Source organism: Aeromonas sp. QDB03, assembly GCF_027707985.1.
GTDB classification, from domain to species: domain Bacteria; phylum Pseudomonadota; class Gammaproteobacteria; order Enterobacterales; family Aeromonadaceae; genus Aeromonas; species Aeromonas hydrophila.
The window spans coordinates 365,722-383,747 of the sequence record NZ_JAPCJG010000002.1 but is presented as its reverse complement, the minus strand read 5'-3'; the positions used below and the strand labels follow the sequence as shown (position 1 = coordinate 383,747).

Sequence of the window (18,026 nt, the reverse complement as noted above, 5' to 3'; positions counted from 1 at the left end):
CCCGCGAGGCGGGGCCTCTGTCTGATTACTCCCAGGCCAGCTCGAGCAGGCCGAGCAGCTGGGTGCGGTCGGCATCCTTGCGGTTGTAGAGCAGGGCGCCGTCGTTGATGGCAAGATCGCGGATCTCGGGCAGCAGCGCCTTGTCGGTGACGCCGGCCTCGCGCAGGGTGCGCGGCAGCTTCACCGCCTGCCACAGGGTATCGCGCAGCGCCTGCAGCGCCTCGATGGCGGCCTGGGCCCGCGCGGCGGCCGGGGTCGCGGCAAAGCGCTCGGCCCCCACCAGCGGCAGCAGCAGGCGGGCCAGTTCGGGATCGATGCCCGGCCGGTTGTAGTCGAGCACGGTGGGCAGGAAGAGGTTCATGCACAGGCCGTGGGGCAGGTGGCAGCGGGCCCCCAGGCTGTGGCCGAGGGCGTGCACCAGCCCCACCATGGAGTTGGAAAAGGCCATGCCCGCCAGGGTGGAACCTTCCGCCAGCTGCAGCCGCAGCCGCTTGTCCTGCGGGTTGTTCAGCACCTGGGGCAGGGCACTGGCGATCTTCTCCACCGCCATCAGGGCCAGGGCGTCGCTGACCGGGTTCTTGGCGTTGCCGATGAAGGCCTCGATGGCATGGGTCATGGCATCCATGGCGGTGGCGGCGGTGATGTTGAGCGGCAGCCCCTGGGTGAGGCGCGGATCCAGCACCGCCAGCTGGGGCAGCAGGAAGGGGGAGGTAAAGGGCACCTTGCGCCCGCTCACCTCGTCCTTGATCACCGCCACCAGGGTCACTTCCGAGCCGGTGCCCGCCGTGGTGGGTACCACCGCCAGCGGTTGCAGCGGCCGGGTCAGGCAGCCGGCGCCGGCGTAATCCAGCAGCCGCGTTCCCCCCATGGAGGCGAGAATGTTGACCGCCTTGGCGGTGTCGATGACGGAACCTCCGCCCAGTGCCACCAGGCTGTCACAGCCAAGCTCCCGGTGACGGGCCGCGATCCGCTCCACCACGGCGGTGGAGGAGTCGGCCGGGATCTCGTCCCAGATGGCGGCCACCGGCAGCTCTCCTTCGGCCAGCACCCCGGCCAGCAGGGTGGCGAGGCCGGTGCCGCTGACCCCCTTGTCGGTGAGCAGCAGCGGCTTGCGCGCCCCCAATCCCGCCAGTTCGCCGGCCAGTTGCTCCAGCGCCTGCTCGCCCGCCATCAGTTTGACCGGGCAGAAAAAATCGTAATAGCGACTCATGGTGCTCATCCTCTCGTTCAGCCGGTCAACAGACCCAGGTAGATGTGGCAGGCCCGGCTCAGCTTGTGGCGTGGGCTCGGATAGTGGCGCAACAGCGGCCGCGCGATGAAGGCGGGCAGGATCAGGGCCTGCAGCTGTTCCAGCGCCCGCACCAGGTGCATGGCGACGGTGAGATCCCCCTCCACCAGCAGGCGGTTCTCGCTGAACGCCTGATTGACCCCGAGCCGAAAGCTGAGGGCGCGAAAGGCGATGGCGGGATGCTTGAAGCGTACCCGCAGCGGATGCAGCCCGCCGGTGTCGGGTGCGGGGCCGCTCTGCCAGCGGCCGGCCGCCTTGTGGATGGTCAGGCCGCGGGCCATGCCGCTCACCTCCAGCCGGATGGTGAGCCCGTCCGGCAGGGGGGCGAGCTCCTGGCTTACCGCCTCGTCGATGCGGGCGGCGTGGCACAGGGTGCGGCCGATGATCCAGAGCAGGCAGCTGATCCAGAGCCGGCGACCCAGCGCCGCCAGGGAATCAAGGTGTCGGTTGTGCATAGGCGTGAACTCCCGAGATGGCGGACCAGAACAGGGCGAAGGCGCTGGCTTGCCAGTGGCCGTCCCGTCCCAGTTCAGGTTGGTCGACAAACAGCGAGGCGCAGGCCAGGAACTGGCCCTGGCACACCTCCAGCATCAGGGCCGGTGGAGCTTGCATCAATTCGCCGCTGGCCTGGCCCTGGGCCAGCAGGCGGGGTAGAAAACGCAGGGTGTCGCTCAGGATCTGGCTGCGCAGCGGGCGAGCCAGCAGGGGGGAGTGAAAGAAGCCCAGCACGAACTTGAGCTCGTGGGGGTGGGCCTGCATCCAGGTCATCGCCTGGCTCCAGTAGTGGCGAGCCTGCTCCTGAAGGGGCAGGGCGGCGTCAGCCTCGGTGATGGCGGCGCCAAGGCGCAGCTTGATGTCCTGGTAGAGGCTCTGGATCAGCACCTCCTTGCTGGGAAAGTGGTGAAACAGGGTGCCGTTGGCCACCCCGGCCGCCTTGGCGATGCGGGCGGTGGCGGCGCCCTGCAAGCCATCTTCGGCACAGAGGGCAAGGGCGGCATCCAGGATCTGGCGGCGCTTGTCGGTCACGGGTGTGTTCATGCTGGCCTCGTCAGCGCAAAAACAGGGCCATCATCAGCCGCTGGTGCCAGCGCCGATAGGGAGGGTGCACCATGGTGCCGGTGCTGAAGCGTCCACGGCTCAGCACGGTCTTGGCCTTGGAGAAGGTGAGAAACCCCTCGTGGCCGTGGTAGTGACCCATGCCGGAGGCGCCGATGCCGCCAAAGGGCACGTCATCGGCCGCCACCTGGAACAGGCTGTCGTTGATGGCCATGCCGCCGGAGTGGGTCTCCCGGATCACCTTCTGCTGCAGGGCGGGGTCCAGGCTCATCAGGTAGAAGGCGAGCGGGCGGGGCCGCGCGGCTATGTAGGCGAGCGCCTCGTCCAGCGAGTCATAGGGCACGATCGGCAGCAGCGGGCCGAAAATCTCCTGCTGCATCAGCTGGCAGTGGTTTGGTACCTCGGTCAGCAGATGGGGCAGCAGGCGGTGGGCGCCATCGTCCCGGGCCGGGCTGCCACAGGGGTGTATCTGGGCGCCTGCCCGCTCGGCTTCGGCCAGCCAGCTGGTGAGCCGTTCATACTGGCGGCCATTGATGATGGAGCCGTAATCCGCGCTGGCCAGCCCTTGGGGGTAGAGGCGGGCGAAGTGATCGCGATAGGCCTCGACAAAGGCTTGCTCCTGACCGCGCGGCAGCAGCACATAGTCGGGGGCGACGCAGATCTGGCCGGCGTTGAGGCTCTTGCCGAAGATCATCCGCTCCACCGCCAGCGCCAGCGGCATGTCGGGGGCGATGAGGCAGGGGCTCTTGCCGCCGAGCTCCAGGGTGAGCGGGGTGAGCTGGGGGGCCGCCGCGGCCATCACCAGCCGTCCCACGGCGGTGGAGCCGGTAAACAGCAGGTGATCGAAGGGCAGGGCGCTGAAGGCGGCCGCCACCTGGGCGTCACCTTCAATCACCATCACCTCGCGCTCGTCGAAGACGCCGTCCAGCAGCTCGCGCAGCACCCGGTTGGTGTGGGGGGTGAATTCGGAGAGCTTCAGCATGGCGCGGTTGCCGGCGGCGATGGCGCTGATGAGGGGGCCGAGGCTCAGCATCACCGGGAAGTTCCAGGGCACTATGATGCCGACCACCCCGAGCGGCTGATAGAACACCTCTACCCGGGCCGGTGCCAGCAGCAGGCCGGTGTGGCGGCGGTGCGGGCGCATCCAGCGCTTGATCCGTTTCTGGGTGTAGTTGATCTGCATGACGCAGGGGAGGATGTCGGCAATCATGCTGTCGTAGTCGCTGCGCTGGCCATAGTCTTTGGCCAGGGCATCGCACAGCGGCTGCTTGTGGGCGATCAGGGCACGCTTGAGCTGGCTGAGGTGGGCTCTGCGCTCGCTCAGACTCGGCATGGGATGTTGCTGACAGGCGTCTCTGAGTCTGGCTAATCTGGCCGGGAGCGACAACTTGTCGGTGGCCTCCTGCAACTGCATCGCTTCCATGGCATACCCCGCTGGTTAGGGACCGACTGATTGGTCGGTCTAAATCTAGCGTCTTGTTAACTGGCTGTAAAGTTTTGCCCGTTGGCTTAGGATGGGGCGCGGATGACTCACCCGGCGACTGTGCTGGCCTCCACACTTTCGTGGATTTGGGGTTGGTGAATTATCCAATAAGGGGTAGTTTTTGGCTATCAACCGACAAGGAGAGAGTGTGATGACCAGGGAACTGAACAGCTTGTTGGCCCGCCTGGAAGATGTGGTCGAGCGGATGCCGGATTGCTTCAATACCTATGAATTTGCCCAGAAGCTGGCGTTGCAGCATCAGCGCGAGTTTTTTGCCGCGGGTCACTCCCTGGCCGAACAGGAGGGGCGCCTGCTGCGGGTGCTGCACGAGAAGATTGCCGAGGCCCTGGCCGGCAGTGACAAGGTGATCGAAGGGGCGCTGTTGCCCTGCGTGACCCCCTGGGGCGAGCGGGCCACCTCGCCACGCTGGCATCGCAAGCACTGAGCCAATCGGCTGGATCAACAACAACAGGGCCCGTCGCGGGTCCTGTTGTTTTATGGCGGTCACTGGGTGAGGCGGCGCGCCTGCCAGTAGCGGCTGTTCCAGTAGACGTTGTCGAGGCGTGAGCGGATCACCCCCTTGCTGGTGGAGGCGTGGATGAACTCCCCGCCGCCGGTGTAGACGCCGACGTGGTATTGCTGCCAGCCGGTCTTGAAGAAGACCAGATCGCCGTGCTGCAGCCGGTAGCGATCGACCGGTCGGCCCAGGTTGGCCTGGGATTCGGTGGTTCTGGGCAGGTTGAAGCCCATCACCTGCTGGTAGGCAAGCTGGGTAAAGGCGGAGCAGTCGAGGCCGGCCCGATCCGAACCACCCATGCGATAGGGCACGCCGCGCCACTGTTGATAGAAGCCTTCAAAGGCGCTGCTCTGCTGGCGCGGCGGGGCAGGCTCGGGTGTGCTGGAACAGGCGGCCAGCAACAGGGCCAGCAGGGGTAGCAGCCATTTGCAATCCATGGGGGCTCCTTCGAGACGACAACGTCTCCATCATAAACGGGGTTCGGGGCTCGAACATAGCCTTGCTTGCAAGAAACAGCCTCTGGCTACCTCAAAAGAGGCGCAAATGCAGAGGGTTATAATATTGTTTGTATTCATTTGAATAATATTTGGCGATTATCTTGAATGAGTATTTCAATATTAAAGTAGTTATTCCAATCAGCCCTGTCATGAAATGATAATTAACCTTGTTGACGCCGCTCCGTGATCTGTGTCACGTTCTGTCTCAGGGTTAATTCGTTATGATGGCGCCATCAAATAAATGGCAAGGGACTCCGCCATTTTCACCGCCAATATGATGGCAGCACCACAAGATATCTCTGGGTATATTCCCGCAACTGGTTCACATAATAATATTCGGCCAATGACTGGCGTCGGCTGACAATATCACCAGACAGAGGAGGGCCATCCCATGATATCCGGTCCATAGCAGTGAGTGTTCCCTCGCACCAGGAGGCCTGCGGCATCAGGCTGTCGCACCATCGTTCAGGCCGATGGGCGCCACCGCCAAGCCAACGGGCACTATGCGAGATGCAAGGCGCAGTCAGGCGACCTTGAGGGAAGATTGCCAACAGAGCGCGACTCCCGTGTAATAGCCTCGGCGCATGCCGAATCATCCACCTTAGATCGCATCGTGATCCTTGTCCTGTCAACAATATATGCATTCGCCGCCACGCTGTTAATTCACGGCGAGAATAATGAATGTCATGACAGGCAAGCAGAATAACGCCCCGAAATATAACCGTGAATAATATGGTCATGCCGTATTCGTTCATTGTTTAAATAGCTTGGCGTGATTCTACAAGGAGATAACAATGAAAAACAAAAAACCACGCAAATTCATCACGCAAGCCCCCACTCTCAGTCTGCTCGCGCTGGCCTTGTTGGCAGGCAGCGTGCAAGCCGAAGATATTGGCGAACGTACCGACCAAGGCACCGCCATGCTGGCCAGCCTGCAATCCGAACAGGGTCTGATTTATCTCAATGCCGATGTCTGGCTGAAGGGGCAGGAGGCGACGCCGCTCATGACCCGGGATCAGCTGCGCGAGCGGGTGCTGGCACGGGGCGAGCGTCTGTTCATCGATTTCAGCGCCGTCACCGACAAGAATGAGCGACAGCAGGCCAGAAAGGCCATGGAGCAGCTGGCCGGCATCTCTTTTGATGCAGACTGGGTGCTGGTGTCCGGCTACAAGGGGGAGCTGCTGTTCACCCCGCTGGGAGGCGTCGATGACCCGGCCTTCTATCAGGTGATGGAGCGGGTCGAGAGCCTGGAAGGGCAGGGCAAGCGCCACAAGCGCTCGCTGACCCAGCCGCCTGCCGCCGAGGCCGGCCTGCCCCACGTGGCCTTCTACCTCAACGTCAACCGCAAGATCAGCGATGCCGAGTGTACCTTCCCGCGCTCGCGCACCTGGAGCCGGGGCGATCGGCTGTTCTGCGATTCGCCGAACATTTCGCTGGTTTACCGGGTCAACCTGGAGCGCTCCCTGCAATTTGGCAACACCGGCTCCGCCACGCCGGATGCCAAGATAGTGCGGATCTCGCTGGACGAAGAGTCGGCCGGTGCCGGCATCCAGCTCAACGAAGATCTCAGCTGGAGCGAGAACATCGCGGACTACCTGCTGCTGGATGGCTGGGCCCGCGACTATGCCACCGATGCCATCGCCCAGGATTATCGCTTCAGCATCGAGGCGTCCAACACCAAGGCGGCGGTGCTCAAGAGCCTGCCGACCAACCTCAACAGCAAGTACGAGCATCGCGAGATCTCGGGTTTCGAGGTGGGGGTCACCGGCGGGGTGGAGGTGAACAAGGATGGGCCCAAGGCCAAGCTGGAGGCGTCGGCCAAGTTCAGCCAGCAGCGTCAGCTCGCCTACAACACCCAGGATTACCGGGTCGAACGCTCGGCGCCGAGCGCCCAGAAGATGAGTTTCAGCTGGGTGCGCGATCAATATGCGACTGCGGAGTCCCTGCTCTCCTCCAAGACGGCCACCGTCTGGGGCATGGGCTACGACGTGGATCACAACCGCATCCAGCCACTCAGCTACAAGGGGTTCGTGCCGAATCTGGACGTCATCTACAAGGCGGCACCGGACGAGACGGGCAGCACCGAGTTCAAGATCGACTCCTCGGTCAACATCCGTCCCATCTATACCGGCATCTACAAGCACTACTACGTGGTGGGGGCCCATGTCTCCTTCCAGGGCTTTGAAGATACCGACAAGCGTAGACGGGTGACGGCGTCCACCAGCTTCAAGGTGGACTGGAACCACCCGGTGTTTACCGGCGGTCGCCCGGTCAACCTGCAGCTGGGTGGCTTTGACAACCGCTGCCTGAGCGCGGATGCCAACCATGGTCTGAGCGCGGTGACCTGTGACGAGACCTCGGCCGCCCAGTCCTTCATCTATGACCAGTACGGCCGCTATGTCAGCGCGCAGGATACCCGCCGCTGCCTGGACGGCAACAACCTCGGCCAGCTGCAGAGCTGCAGCCTGAGCCTGGGTCAGCGCTGGGAGTGGAAAGCGGACAGCGATGCGCTCAGCAACCTGAGTGCCCACCAGCTGCTGGGTCATGACAAGCAGAGCGGGGCGCTGGGGCTCTACGACGAGAATGGCAACCCGCAGAATGTGAGCGTACGGACCCTGACCTCCTACACCCGCATCTTCGGGCCACCGGCCAGTCACTGACAGAGCAGGGCCTTGCGCCCAACACAACAACGCCGGCAAGTGCCGGCGTTTTTTATGAAGGACGGATCAGGCCTTGTTCTCGATGAGCGGGGCGAGCAGCTCCGCCAGCTTGTAGAAGGTCTGCACCCGGGTGGTGCTGGGGCGCCACACCAGCCCTATCTCGCGGTAGGGGTGCTCTCCCGGCAGCGGAATGGCCACCAGATCCGTGTTGTCGAGGATGCCGGCATCGATGGCCATCTGCGGCAGGAAGGTGGTGCCGAGCCCGGCGCCGACCATCTGCACCAGGGTGTGCAGGCTGGTGGCGGCAAACGGGTTGATCTTGCTCTTGTCCCGCAGCCGGCAGGCGCTCACCGCGTGTTCGGTGAGGCAGTGCTCCCGCTCCAGCAGGAAGATGCTCTGGTTGGGCAGCTCCTTGTAGTCGAACGGGGTGTGCAGGCTGGCCGCCATGCTGGCGGGCATCACCATGTGGAAGGGATCCTGGCCGACCGTCTTGCAGTGAAAGCCGCCGATCTCTACCGGCAGCGCCAGGATCAGCAGGTCGAGTTGACCCTGCTCCAGCTGCTTGAGCAGGTTGGTGGTGGTGTCTTCACGCAGCAACAATTCCAGCTCAGGATAGGTCTTGCCGCACACCTGCAGCAGCTTGCTGAGCAGGAAGGGGGCGATGGTGGGAATGCAGCCCAGGCGTACCGTGCCGTGCATGACGCCCCCCTGATGCTGACCGAGCTCCATCAGATCCCGCGCATCGGAGAGCAAATTGCGAGCTCGCTCGACGATTTCCATGCCGACCGGGGTCATAATGAAGCTCTTGTGGTCCCGTTCCACCAGTTGCAGGTTCATCATGTCCTCCAGTGTCTGGATCCCGGTACTCAGGGTCGACTGGCTGACATGACAGGCCTTGGCGGCGCGGTTGAAGTTCTTGTGCTCGTCGAGAGCAACCAGATATTGCAGCTGTTTCAGGCTGGGCCAACGTTGCATAGGAAAACCCGATTAATGCTATCTATTTAATTTGATTTAACTAATCTACCATCGGGGCTATAGTTTGTCGCTTTAATTAGACGGACTTGGCTCTAGGTAGCCTGATCCTGACAGGATTGTTCACTTCACATAAAGAGGAATTGAATATGGTATTGGTAGGCCGTCCCGCACCCGATTTCACCGCTGCTGCCGTTCTGGGCAATGGCCAGATCGTTGACTCCTTCAACCTGGCATCCCACATCAAGGGCAAGGCAGCCGTCCTGTTCTTCTATCCGCTCGATTTCACCTTCGTCTGCCCGTCCGAGCTGATTGCCTTCGATCACCGTCTGGAAGAGTTCAACAAGCGTGGCGTGGAAGTGATCGGTGTTTCCATCGACTCCGAGTTCTCCCACAACGCCTGGCGCAACACCAAGATCGAAGACGGCGGCATCGGCCCGGTCAAGTACCCGCTGGTTGCCGACATCAAGCACGAGATCTGCAAAGCCTATGACGTCGAGCACCCGGAAGCCGGTGTTGCATTCCGTGGCTCCTTCCTGATCGACAAGAACGGTGTCGTCCGTCACCAGGTTGTCAATGATCTGCCGCTGGGTCGCAACATCGACGAGATGCTGCGCATGGTCGACGCCCTGCAGTTCCACGAAGAGCACGGCGAAGTGTGCCCGGCTCAGTGGGAGAAAGGCAAAAAAGGCATGACCGCCTCTCCGGACGGCGTTGCCAAGTACCTGTCCGAGAACGCTGCTTCCCTGTAATCGGGTCAACAATCCGGATAGTGAAAAACCGATGCCCAGGCATCGGTTTTTTTATGGCCGTGATTCGGCACTCTCGTTTCGCAACGGTGTCCAGCAACCTTTGGCCAGCAACCCTTGTCCAGAACCCCTTGCTCAGCAGGATTGTGGTTGCCGGCAGATTGCCGATAAACGGCAGGCATAAAAAAGCGCGCCCTTTGGCGCGCTTTTGTCATGGGTGTCCGGACTACTCGTCAAAGATACCGAAGTGATCCTTGGCGAAGTTGACCCGCTGCTCCACGTTCATCTTCACCTGACCCAGCTTCTCGATGGTCTTGAGGTTGGGCACCAGACCACGGCCGTTGGCGATCTGGATGGCAAGGCCCGGGCGGGCGTTGAGTTCCAGCAGCATGGGGCCGCGGAACTTGTCCAGCACCATGTCGGTCCCGATGTAACCCAGGCCCGACATCTCGTAGCAGGAGGCTGCCAGGGTCAGCAGGGTGTCCCAGTGGGGCACCTTGAGCTCATAGAGATCGAGGCCGGTGTCCGGGTGGTGGCGCAGCGGATTGCCGAACTGCACCGCCCGCAGCGCACGGCCGGTACGCAGGCACAGACCCACCCCCACGGCGCCCTGGTGCAGGTTCGCCTTGCCGTCGGACGCGGCGGTTGAGAGGCGCATCATGGCCATCACCGGGAAGCCCTTGAAGATGATCACCCGGGCATCGGGGACCCCTTCGAACGAGTAGCCGTCGAACACGTCATCAAAGTTGATGAGGCCTTCCACCAGCGCCACGTCGGGCTTGCCGCCCAGCGAATAGAGCCCGGCCAGGATGTTGGAGACATGACGCTCCAGATCCTGCCCGTTGGAGGCGCTGCCGTTGGGCTTGTAGAACAGGCCCTCTTCCTGGCGCAGGATCACCAGGATCCCCTTGCCGCCGGAGCCGCGCGCCGGCTTGATGCAGAAGCCCGGCCAATCCTTCACCAGCTCGGTGATGCGGCTCACGTCGTGCTGGGCACGAATGGTACCGATCAGTTCCGGTACCGTGACGCCGGCATCCAGCGCGATGCGCTTGGTCTGCAGCTTGTCATCCACCAGCGGATAGAGGCTGCGCGGATTGTAGCGGCTGATGTAGGAGTGGTTGCGCTTGTTCATGCCGAGGATGCCTGATTGGGACAGGCTCCACGGGGTGGTGTACTTTTCCCAGAACCACATCTGTTACTTGTCCTTACCCGGAGTGGCACCCGATTTGATCTCGTCCACCAGCGGCTTGAAGCGTTTGAGTTCGCTCAGCTTGTAGCCGGTGTAGTTACCCATCAACAGCACGGTCGCCATCAGCACCAGCTGCAGGCCGAGGAAGTTGAAGGTGAGGTGACGGATCAGTTCGTTATCCATGGCCAGATAGGCGATGACAGCCACCAGCAGAGAGCCGCCACCCTGGCGGAACACTTCTTTCGGACCCTCTTCTTCCCACAGGATGGACATCCGCTCGATGGTCCAGGAGAGGATGATCATCGGGAAGAAGGTGATCTTCATGCCGTCAGTCAGCCCCAGCTTGAAGGCAAACGCGGAGAAGATGCCGATCATCGAGATCACCATGATGATGATGGCCGATATTCGGGCGACCAGCAGCAGGTTGAGCCGCGACAGGTAGGAGCGGATCACCAGACCGGTGCCGACGATCAACAGGAAACCGATGAGACCGGTGACCAGCGAGGTCTGGATGAAGGCGACCGCGATCAGCACCGGCATGAAGGTGCCCGAGGTCTTGATCCCCACCAGTACCCGCAGGAACACCACCATCAGCACGCCGATCGGGATCAGCAGCAAGCCCTTGAACAGAGTCTGCTCTTCCAGCGGCAGGCTGTGGATGGAGAAGTTCATCATCTCCGATTTTTCAAACTTCTGAGCCAGCGCCACGCTGACCGGCTGTTCCTGTTCGATCATCGAGAAGCTGACGCGGGAGTTGTGACCACCGGTCACGTCCAGCAGGGCGCCGGAGTTGTATTCCCACAGCAGCAGGTTGGCAGGGCGACCCTGTTCACCGGTCTGCGGGTTGAACAGCTTGTAGTCGGTCGGGCTGTTGAACACCTGCAGGTAATCCACCAGCTCCTGACGACGGCGACCATCTTCCAGGCTCAGCGCGTGAACGACACGGGTCGGCACGTCGGCGTTGTTGAGCAGCTCGGCGATCAGGTTGGCGCGGCTCTTGTGCTTCTTCAGCAGCTCGGCGTTCTGCTCCTGCTTCTCGATCTCCTTGATGATCTCGCGCGTCAGGGTGTAGCCGTCGGCGGAGCGCTCCTGGGCACGTTCCAGGATCTGCTTCATGGCGGTGGCGTAGGGCTCGCTCTCGATCTGCTTCTCGATGGCCGGCGGCAGCGGGTTGGCGGCCGGTTTGGCATGGGCATCGGCCATCATGTCGACGCGGTAGTAGAGCTCCTGACGGCCGGAGGCGCTGCGGATGGACCACTCGGCGCGGGCATCGCCATCCTTCTCGACGAAGGAGAGGCCGTAGCCCGGGCTCGCGGCGTTCTCGTTCATCAGGGTGAAACCGGGCTGGGTGCCCGGAATGGCCAGGGAGGCGATCACCGGCTCGCCGGTGGCCTCGAACTCCAGCTTGGCTTCGATGGACCAGATCTGGCGTTTTTCACCCGGCGTGAGCGGTACGTCCAGCGCGATGTGGTGATAGAACGTCATCCCCAGGCCGACAATGTACAGCAGGGCTACCAGCAAATAGAACGGCTTACGGGAAACCATGGATTATTTCACATCCTTGAGCTTGGGTTTGGGTTGGATATATTCGCGGGCCACATCAACCACGGCGATGTCTTTCAAAAACTCACGGCCCAGCAGCACGGGGAAGGCCATGTCGCTGCGGTCCTTCAGGGTAAATTCGGCCTTCTCGGTCATGTCGCCGATGCGTACCGCGAGGCGCACCACCGGACGGCGGTCGAGATCGTCGGCGGAAGCCTGACGCACCCGCACGTGGCGCACCAGCGGCGCTTCAATCTGGATCTTGTCGTCCATCTCCTGATGGCTCAGGAAGAAGCGCACCCAGTTCTTGCCGTTGCGCTCGAAGATGGTGATGTCCTGGGCGCTGATGGAGGAGGTGGTGGCACCGGTATCGACCCGCGCCTGGAAGGCGTCGTTGGCCGCGTCAACCCAGATCCACTCCGCCTCGCCGACCAGCAGCTTGCCGTCGACGGTGTGACCCTGGCTCGGGGCCTGGCACTTCTCGGTCGGGATCGCCATGGGTTTGGGCGGCTCGGGCGGCAGGGATTCGAGCTTGCTGCCGACTTTGTTCACGGACTCTTTCATGTTGTTGACATCAGTGTTGAGCTGAACCAGCAGGTGCTGTTGCTGCACATACTGCTTCTGTTGCTGTTCCATGGATGTTTGCAGGCGCTGCTCGCTCAGATTGATCTCGTTGCGAAGCTCGGCCAGCGTCAAGGTAGGTACCGGGGGCGCTTTCTCCATACTGACACACCCGCCGAGACTGAGCAGGGAGAGCAGGGTCATTCCTTTTAATTTGCTTTTCATGTCATTCATTTAACTGTGCTTCCTGGAATTGGGTCAGTGTAACTTCCACAGCCGCCATCGGCTAGTCTTTGGCCTTTCTGGCAATCAGTACGGCACGTTTCGGTGCCGGGTGTCCTTCTACCGTGAGTGCGGGATTGGTTGGATCCAGATAATCACTCAGGGATTCATTAATCATCCAGTCGGTACGACGCTGTTCGTCGGTGCTGGTCATATTCTCGTCGACAATCCGCACATCGGTAAATCCGCAGCGCTCGACCCACAGCTTGAGGGCCGCGCTGGAGGGGATGAACCAGACGTTGCGCATCTTGCCGTAGCGATCGGTGGGCACCAGCACGTCGTTGACGCCGCCATCGATCACCAGCGTCTCCAGCACCAGCTCGCCGTCGTCTTTCAACTGGTTGCGCAGCTGTTCGATGTGCTCGATGGGAGACTTGCGGTGATAGAGCACCCCCATGGAGAAGACGGTGTCAAACGCCCGCAGCTCCGGCAGCTCCTGAATGCCGAGCGGCAGCAGGTGGGCGCGCTGGTCGTTGCCGGCGAAGTGGCGGATGGCCTCGAACTGGCAGAGGAACAGCGGGCTTGGGTCGATGCCGACCGCCAGTTTCGCCCCTTCGCCCACCATGCGCCAGAGGTGGTAACCGCTGCCGCAGCCCACGTCCAGCACGTAGCGACCGGCCAGCGGGCTGATGTGGGGCAGCACCCGATCCCACTTCCAGTCGGAGCGCCATTCGGTGTCGATGTGGATGCCGTGCACCGTGAACGGCCCCTTGCGCCAGGGCATGAAGTGGCGCAGCAGGCTCTCCACCTTCTTGCGCTCCCCTTCGCCAAGGCTCTCGGCCGAGCCGATTTCGACCCGGCTGTGCAGCTCGATGTGGCCGGGGGCCACCTGCGGCAGCTTGTTGAGGGCGCGGTTCCAGCGCGGCAGATCGCCGTGCTGGTTGTCGTGCTGCCAGGCGTGCAGCTGGGCGGGCAGGGTATGCAGCCAGTGGCTCAGCCGATTCTTGGCGATCAGCTGATAGAAGTTGGCAAAGTCGATCATGGCTGGGCAGGCTCGCTCGATTTGATGGCAATCATGGAGCCGAAGTTGAAGCACTGGAACCAGAGATCCTGATGGGCGAAGCCGGCGTCTCGCAGGCGGGCTTGATGCACCGGCAGGCTGTCGGTGCGCATCACGTTCTCAAGGGCGGTGCGCTTCTGGCTGATCTCCAGCTCGCTGTAACCGTTGGCGCGCTTGAAGTCGAGGTGCAGGTCGATGAGCAGCTCGTTGACCGGTGCATCTTCGAAGCGGAATTTTTCGCTCAGGATCAGGATCCCGCCCGGGCGCAGCCCATCAAAGATGCGCTGGATCAGGGCGGCCCGTTTCTCGGGCTCGACGAACTGCAGGGTGAAGTTGAGCACCACCACGGAGGCGTTCTCGATGGCGATGTCGCAGATGTCCGCCTCCACCAGCTCCACCGGCACCTCGGACTTGAAGCCGGAGAGGTGGGCGCGGGCGCGCTCGATCATGGGGTGGGAGAGATCCACCGCCGTGATGTGGCAGCCGGGCTGGGTGACGTGGCGACGCATCGCCTGGGTGGCGGCGCCGAGCGAGCAGCCGAGGTCGTAGAGCCGGCTCTGGGGCTGGGCGTAGCGGGCGGCCATCATGCCGATGGCGGAGATGATGTTGCTGTAACCCGGCACCGAGCGCTGGATCATGTCGGGGAAGACATCGACGACCTGTTCGTCAAAGCAAAAATCCCCCAATCGAGCGATAGGGGCGGCAAAAATCTGATCTTTGGTATGCATGCTGGCGCAACCTGACAGCCGGTGCGCGAACCGACTGTTTTGTTCAATTGAATCGTTGGGTGACACCGGTCCGGGCCGGGTCGTCACCGGTTCACGAACGGGGTGGCGGGCCTTGAGATCCATCGGGCCGGTTCCGTTCGCAATGGACCATCATCCTGGTCCTTTCTGAGGGCGGCACCATCTGCGGCAACGAGTTGCAGCGCACTGGCGTCAGGGCCCTATTTATGGCGCCGGACGCCTGCCTGCATCGGATTGTGCTGGGCTGGCGGTCCGGGTCCTTACTTGGGGCGCTAGTGTAGAGGAAAGGTCGGCGTTTGTCTTGACGCCAAGCCCCGTCCAGCCACAAAAAAACGGCTTTTTTTCGCGGCGGGGAAGACGGGGTGAGGCGGCTGACTAAAAGGGCAGCACGCCCTGCTGCGCGCGATCGTTTTCCCCCGGCCAGGGAGCCATCTCTTCCCCCAGCAGGCGGGCAACCTGACGGGCCAGTTCGGGGGACTGGGCGTTGTCGGCGGTATGTATAAAGAGGTAGAGATCTTTGCCCTCCGCCAGCCACTGGCGCCAGTGCGGCAACCAGCCTGGCAGGAAGGGGTGGTTGGCGGCCGGATCCGGCAGGCCGATGAGCCGCACCACGGGGGCATTGGCAGTAGCAAGCAGGTGCACCGGCAGTCTCGGCTTCTTGCCCTGGGCATCGATCATGGCGGCCGTGGTGGCTGGCACCGAGAACAGCGGCCGGCTGTCGAGCATGATGCGGTTGATGCCTCTCTCCATCAGCAGCCGGTTCAACTGACGTTCCGCCTCGCCCTTGGCGAAGAAATCGGGGTGGCGCACCTCGAGGGCATAGCGAAACGCCGGCGGCAGCCGTTCGAAAAAGGCCGCCAGCCGGGGCAGCCCCTGTGGGCCGAAGCGGGCGGGCAGCTGCAGCTTGAGCAGCCCCAGCTTGTCATGCAAGGGCTCCAGCAGGCGGATGAAGTCGCTCACTTGCTTGTCGGCGCTCACCAGATCGCTCTGGTGGCTGATGGTTTGCGGAAACTTGAAGCTGAACCGAAAGTGGGCGGGCACCGCATCGGCCCAGCGCCGGACCGTGTCGGGGGTCGGCGAGGCGTAGAAGGTGGTATTGCCTTCCACCGTGTTGAATACCCGGGCATAGTGGGCGAGGTGCTCGGCGGGCTTGGCGCCCATGCCCAGCAAATGACCTGGCCAGGCCGGGTGCGACCATTGTGGCAGGCCCAAAAAGAGGCTCATGAGGGATCCTGTCTGCGGGTTTATCTCGTTTTACCCCCCTTTTTTGCCCCGGGATGTAAAAAACAAGGCAAAGGAGGCTGCTGGCCATTTTACCCAAATGGGGGTTTTCCTCTATAATGCCAGCCCTTTTGTTTGCCAATTTGTTGTGACTCACGCCGCTGTACGCATATTGTGACGACGGCAGCGGCCATGATGCGGCCAAACAACAATCGCTTGCCGATGCCTCCGCCCGACACCCCGGCCGCTTGCCAGCCGCCTCTGGTCGAGCCGATATCGGCGGCAGGTGTCCGATCCCGGCGGTCGGACGGTACGAGACAGATTTCAAACCGGGCAAGAACAGGATCTGGCCAGCTGTGAGACAGACGGTGCTTGCCAGTCGTGCCCGGCGACCCAGGTTAACCGTCTCTCTACAAATTCGAAGGAAGAAGTCCATGCGCTCTATCTATTGCGGACAGGTCAATGAGGCCCATGCAGGGCAGACCATTACATTGTGCGGTTGGGTCCATCGTCGTCGCGATCTGGGCGGCCTCATCTTTATCGACATGCGCGACCGGGAAGGGATCGTGCAGGTATTCTTCGATCCGGACAAGCCGGATGCCTTTGCCCTGGCCTCCGAACTGCGCGGCGAATTCTGCATTCAGGTCTCCGGCGTGGTGCGCACCCGTCCCGACTCCCAGCGCAACAGCGACATGGCCACCGGTGCCATCGAGGTGTTTGCCCACGAGCTGACCATCATCAATCGTGCCGAGCCGCTGCCGCTGGACTTCAACCAGGTCAACAGCGAAGAGGTGAGCCTCAAGTATCGCTACCTGGACCTGCGTCGCCCCGAGATGGCCAAGTACTTGAAGACCCGCGCCAAGGCCAGTGCCTTCGTGCGCCGCTTCATGGACGAGCACGGCTTCCTCGACATCGAGACCCCGATGCTGACCAAGGCCACCCCGGAAGGGGCCCGTGACTACCTGGTGCCGAGCCGCGTGCACAAGGGCAAGTTCTACGCCCTGCCGCAATCCCCGCAGCTGTTCAAGCAGTTGCTGATGATGTCCGGCTTCGACCGCTACTACCAGATCGTCAAGTGCTTCCGCGACGAAGACCTGCGTGCCGACCGCCAGCCGGAATTCACCCAGATCGACGTGGAGACCTCCTTCATGACCGCACCCCAGGTGCGTGAAATCATGGAAGAGATGATCCGCAAACTGTGGCTGCACATCCTGAACGTGGATCTGGGCGACTTCCCGATCATGACCTTCGACGAAGCCATGCGTCGCTACGGCTCCGACAAGCCGGACCTGCGTCTGCCGATGGAGCTGGTCGATGTGGCTGATCTGCTGACTGCGGTCGAGTTCGCCGTGTTCGCCGGCCCCGCCAACGATCCGAAAGGCCGCGTGGCCGCCCTGAAAGTACCGGGCGGCGCCGAGCTCTCTCGCAAGCAGATCGACGAGTACACCAAGTTTGTCGGCATCTACGGTGCCAAGGGCCTGGCCTGGATGAAGGTCAACGAAGCGGCCAATGGCATCGAAGGGGTGCAGTCCCCGGTGGCCAAGTTCCTCTCCGACGCTATCGTGCGCGAGATCCTGGCCCGCACCGGCGCAGCCGACGGTGACATCATCTTCTTCGGTGCCGACTCCAAGAAAGTGGTATGCGATGCCATGGGCGCCCTGCGTCTGAAAGTGGGCCGCGATCTGGGTCTGTTGGAGAACAGCTGGAAGCCGCTGTGGGTCATCGACTTCCCGATGTTCGAAGAGGATGGCGAAGGCGGTCTGGCGGCCATGCACCACCCCTTCACCGCGCCGAGCGGCCTGAGCCCGGAGCAGCTGAAAGCCAACCCGGTAGGCGCTTACGCCAACGCCTACGACATGGTGATCAACGGCTACGAAGTGGGTGGCGGTTCTGTCCGTATCCACAACAGCGAGATGCAGGCCACCGTGTTCGACATTCTGGGTATTACCCCGGCCGAGCAGCGCCTGAAGTTCGGCTTCCTGCTGGATGCCCTGAAGTACGGTACCCCGCCGCACGCCGGCCTGGCCTTCGGCCTGGACCGTCTGAGCATGCTGCTGACCGGTACTGAAAACATCCGGGACGTGATTGCCTTCCCGAAAACCACGGCGGCCGCCTGTCTGATGACAGACGCCCCCAGCTTTGCCAACGCCGCCCAACTGGGCGAGCTGGCGATTGCGACCACCGTCAAGGGTGATGAATAAGCCGTTACCGGCAGCAAAGGCCGCAGCAATGCGGCCTTTCCCTTGCATTAGTCATGACCAGT

16 protein-coding genes are annotated in these 18,026 nt (G+C 62.3%); 4 read left to right on the top strand and 12 right to left on the bottom strand.

The genetic code is table 11. From position 1 onward, the window contains the following. Positions 1–25: 25 nt before the first annotated feature. From PG900_RS06485 to PG900_RS06470, 4 genes are read right to left on the bottom strand one after another with little or no spacing between them, the layout of a single operon-like run. Positions 26–1,210 (bottom strand): iron-containing alcohol dehydrogenase, encoded by a 1,185-nt coding sequence (locus tag PG900_RS06485; RefSeq protein ID WP_270831110.1) that lies wholly within the window; start codon positions 1,208–1,210, stop codon positions 26–28. A gap of 17 nt (positions 1,211–1,227) precedes the next feature. Next, the gene (locus tag PG900_RS06480) at positions 1,228–1,743 is read right to left on the bottom strand and encodes a hypothetical protein (RefSeq protein WP_270831109.1); all 516 of its coding nucleotides are present in this window, start codon (positions 1,741–1,743) and stop codon (positions 1,228–1,230) included. Then, positions 1,724–2,326 (bottom strand): TetR/AcrR family transcriptional regulator, encoded by a 603-nt coding sequence (locus PG900_RS06475; protein ID WP_041216624.1) that lies wholly within the window; start codon positions 2,324–2,326, stop codon positions 1,724–1,726. Before PG900_RS06475 ends, PG900_RS06480 begins: the two co-directional genes overlap by 20 nt. Before the next feature lie 10 nt (positions 2,327–2,336). After that, on the bottom strand, positions 2,337–3,767 hold the full coding sequence (locus tag PG900_RS06470) for a coniferyl aldehyde dehydrogenase (protein WP_270831108.1): 1,431 nt from the start codon (positions 3,765–3,767) through the stop codon (positions 2,337–2,339). 211 nt (positions 3,768–3,978) lie between these two features. Between PG900_RS06470 and PG900_RS06465 the strand changes: the two genes are divergently transcribed. Next, positions 3,979–4,272 (top strand): hypothetical protein, encoded by a 294-nt coding sequence (locus tag PG900_RS06465; RefSeq protein WP_005299095.1) that lies wholly within the window; start codon positions 3,979–3,981, stop codon positions 4,270–4,272. 59 nt (positions 4,273–4,331) lie between these two features. Here PG900_RS06465 and PG900_RS06460 read toward each other — a convergent pair whose 3' ends face one another. Then, positions 4,332–4,781, bottom strand: a complete 450-nt coding sequence (locus PG900_RS06460) for a C40 family peptidase (RefSeq protein ID WP_011705408.1) — start codon at positions 4,779–4,781, stop codon at positions 4,332–4,334. An 854-nt stretch (positions 4,782–5,635) separates the two neighbouring features. On the opposite strand from PG900_RS06460, the gene ahh1 reads away from it, so the two are divergent. After that, positions 5,636–7,501 (top strand): hemolysin Ahh1, encoded by a 1,866-nt coding sequence (gene ahh1 / locus PG900_RS06455; RefSeq protein ID WP_270831107.1) that lies wholly within the window; start codon positions 5,636–5,638, stop codon positions 7,499–7,501. A gap of 66 nt (positions 7,502–7,567) precedes the next feature. Here ahh1 and PG900_RS06450 read toward each other — a convergent pair whose 3' ends face one another. Next, entirely contained in the window at positions 7,568–8,476 is a 909-nt protein-coding gene (locus PG900_RS06450; protein ID WP_011705410.1) for a hydrogen peroxide-inducible genes activator, read from the bottom strand. Positions 8,477–8,622: 146 nt separating this feature from the next. On the opposite strand from PG900_RS06450, the gene PG900_RS06445 reads away from it, so the two are divergent. Beyond that, the gene (locus PG900_RS06445; protein WP_005299113.1) at positions 8,623–9,225 is read left to right on the top strand and encodes a peroxiredoxin C; all 603 of its coding nucleotides are present in this window, start codon (positions 8,623–8,625) and stop codon (positions 9,223–9,225) included. Positions 9,226–9,448: 223 nt separating this feature from the next. On the opposite strand, the gene PG900_RS06440 is transcribed toward PG900_RS06445, so the two are convergent. From PG900_RS06440 to PG900_RS06415, 6 genes are all read right to left on the bottom strand, one after another. Beyond that, the gene (locus tag PG900_RS06440) at positions 9,449–10,414 is read right to left on the bottom strand and encodes an alpha-L-glutamate ligase-like protein (RefSeq protein ID WP_011705412.1); all 966 of its coding nucleotides are present in this window, start codon (positions 10,412–10,414) and stop codon (positions 9,449–9,451) included. A 3-nt stretch (positions 10,415–10,417) separates the two neighbouring features. After that, positions 10,418–11,956 (bottom strand): inactive transglutaminase family protein, encoded by a 1,539-nt coding sequence (locus PG900_RS06435; protein WP_011705413.1) that lies wholly within the window; start codon positions 11,954–11,956, stop codon positions 10,418–10,420. A gap of 3 nt (positions 11,957–11,959) precedes the next feature. Next, positions 11,960–12,748, bottom strand: coding sequence for an ATP-dependent zinc protease family protein (locus PG900_RS06430; protein ID WP_039213166.1), 789 nt, complete (start codon positions 12,746–12,748; stop codon positions 11,960–11,962). Positions 12,749–12,800: 52 nt separating this feature from the next. Beyond that, positions 12,801–13,778 (bottom strand): tRNA 5-methoxyuridine(34)/uridine 5-oxyacetic acid(34) synthase CmoB, encoded by a 978-nt coding sequence (cmoB, locus tag PG900_RS06425; protein WP_041216623.1) that lies wholly within the window; start codon positions 13,776–13,778, stop codon positions 12,801–12,803. Continuing rightward, positions 13,775–14,524: a carboxy-S-adenosyl-L-methionine synthase CmoA gene (gene cmoA / locus PG900_RS06420; protein ID WP_011705416.1), complete on the bottom strand. Its 750-nt coding sequence runs from the start codon at positions 14,522–14,524 to the stop codon at positions 13,775–13,777. The genes cmoB and cmoA overlap by 4 nt, the downstream gene beginning before the upstream one ends. A 393-nt stretch (positions 14,525–14,917) precedes the next feature. Continuing rightward, a complete protein-coding gene (locus PG900_RS06415; RefSeq protein ID WP_257684501.1) occupies positions 14,918–15,766 on the bottom strand; it encodes a DUF72 domain-containing protein in 849 nt (282 codons plus the stop codon). Between the two features lie 431 nt (positions 15,767–16,197). Between PG900_RS06415 and aspS the strand changes: the two genes are divergently transcribed. After that, complete coding sequence (gene aspS / locus PG900_RS06410) at positions 16,198–17,964, top strand: aspartate--tRNA ligase (protein WP_016350206.1); 1,767 nt, start codon at positions 16,198–16,200, stop codon at positions 17,962–17,964. The last annotated feature ends 62 nt before the right edge of the window (positions 17,965–18,026 follow it).

Coding starts and splice junctions, on each gene's coding strand:
- PG900_RS06485 (WP_270831110.1), bottom strand. CDS start 1,210: ATGAGTCGCTATTACGATTTTTTCTGCCCGGTCAAACTGATGGCGGGC.
- PG900_RS06480 (WP_270831109.1), bottom strand. CDS start 1,743: ATGCACAACCGACACCTTGATTCCCTGGCGGCGCTGGGTCGCCGGCTC.
- PG900_RS06475 (WP_041216624.1), bottom strand. CDS start 2,326: ATGAACACACCCGTGACCGACAAGCGCCGCCAGATCCTGGATGCCGCC.
- PG900_RS06470 (WP_270831108.1), bottom strand. CDS start 3,767: ATGGAAGCGATGCAGTTGCAGGAGGCCACCGACAAGTTGTCGCTCCCG.
- PG900_RS06465 (WP_005299095.1), top strand. CDS start 3,979: ATGACCAGGGAACTGAACAGCTTGTTGGCCCGCCTGGAAGATGTGGTC.
- PG900_RS06460 (WP_011705408.1), bottom strand. CDS start 4,781: ATGGATTGCAAATGGCTGCTACCCCTGCTGGCCCTGTTGCTGGCCGCC.
- ahh1 (WP_270831107.1), top strand. CDS start 5,636: ATGAAAAACAAAAAACCACGCAAATTCATCACGCAAGCCCCCACTCTC.
- PG900_RS06450 (WP_011705410.1), bottom strand. CDS start 8,476: ATGCAACGTTGGCCCAGCCTGAAACAGCTGCAATATCTGGTTGCTCTC.
- PG900_RS06445 (WP_005299113.1), top strand. CDS start 8,623: ATGGTATTGGTAGGCCGTCCCGCACCCGATTTCACCGCTGCTGCCGTT.
- PG900_RS06440 (WP_011705412.1), bottom strand. CDS start 10,414: ATGTGGTTCTGGGAAAAGTACACCACCCCGTGGAGCCTGTCCCAATCA.
- PG900_RS06435 (WP_011705413.1), bottom strand. CDS start 11,956: ATGGTTTCCCGTAAGCCGTTCTATTTGCTGGTAGCCCTGCTGTACATT.
- PG900_RS06430 (WP_039213166.1), bottom strand. CDS start 12,748: ATGAATGACATGAAAAGCAAATTAAAAGGAATGACCCTGCTCTCCCTG.
- cmoB (WP_041216623.1), bottom strand. CDS start 13,778: ATGATCGACTTTGCCAACTTCTATCAGCTGATCGCCAAGAATCGGCTG.
- cmoA (WP_011705416.1), bottom strand. CDS start 14,524: ATGCATACCAAAGATCAGATTTTTGCCGCCCCTATCGCTCGATTGGGG.
- PG900_RS06415 (WP_257684501.1), bottom strand. CDS start 15,766: ATGAGCCTCTTTTTGGGCCTGCCACAATGGTCGCACCCGGCCTGGCCA.
- aspS (WP_016350206.1), top strand. CDS start 16,198: ATGCGCTCTATCTATTGCGGACAGGTCAATGAGGCCCATGCAGGGCAG.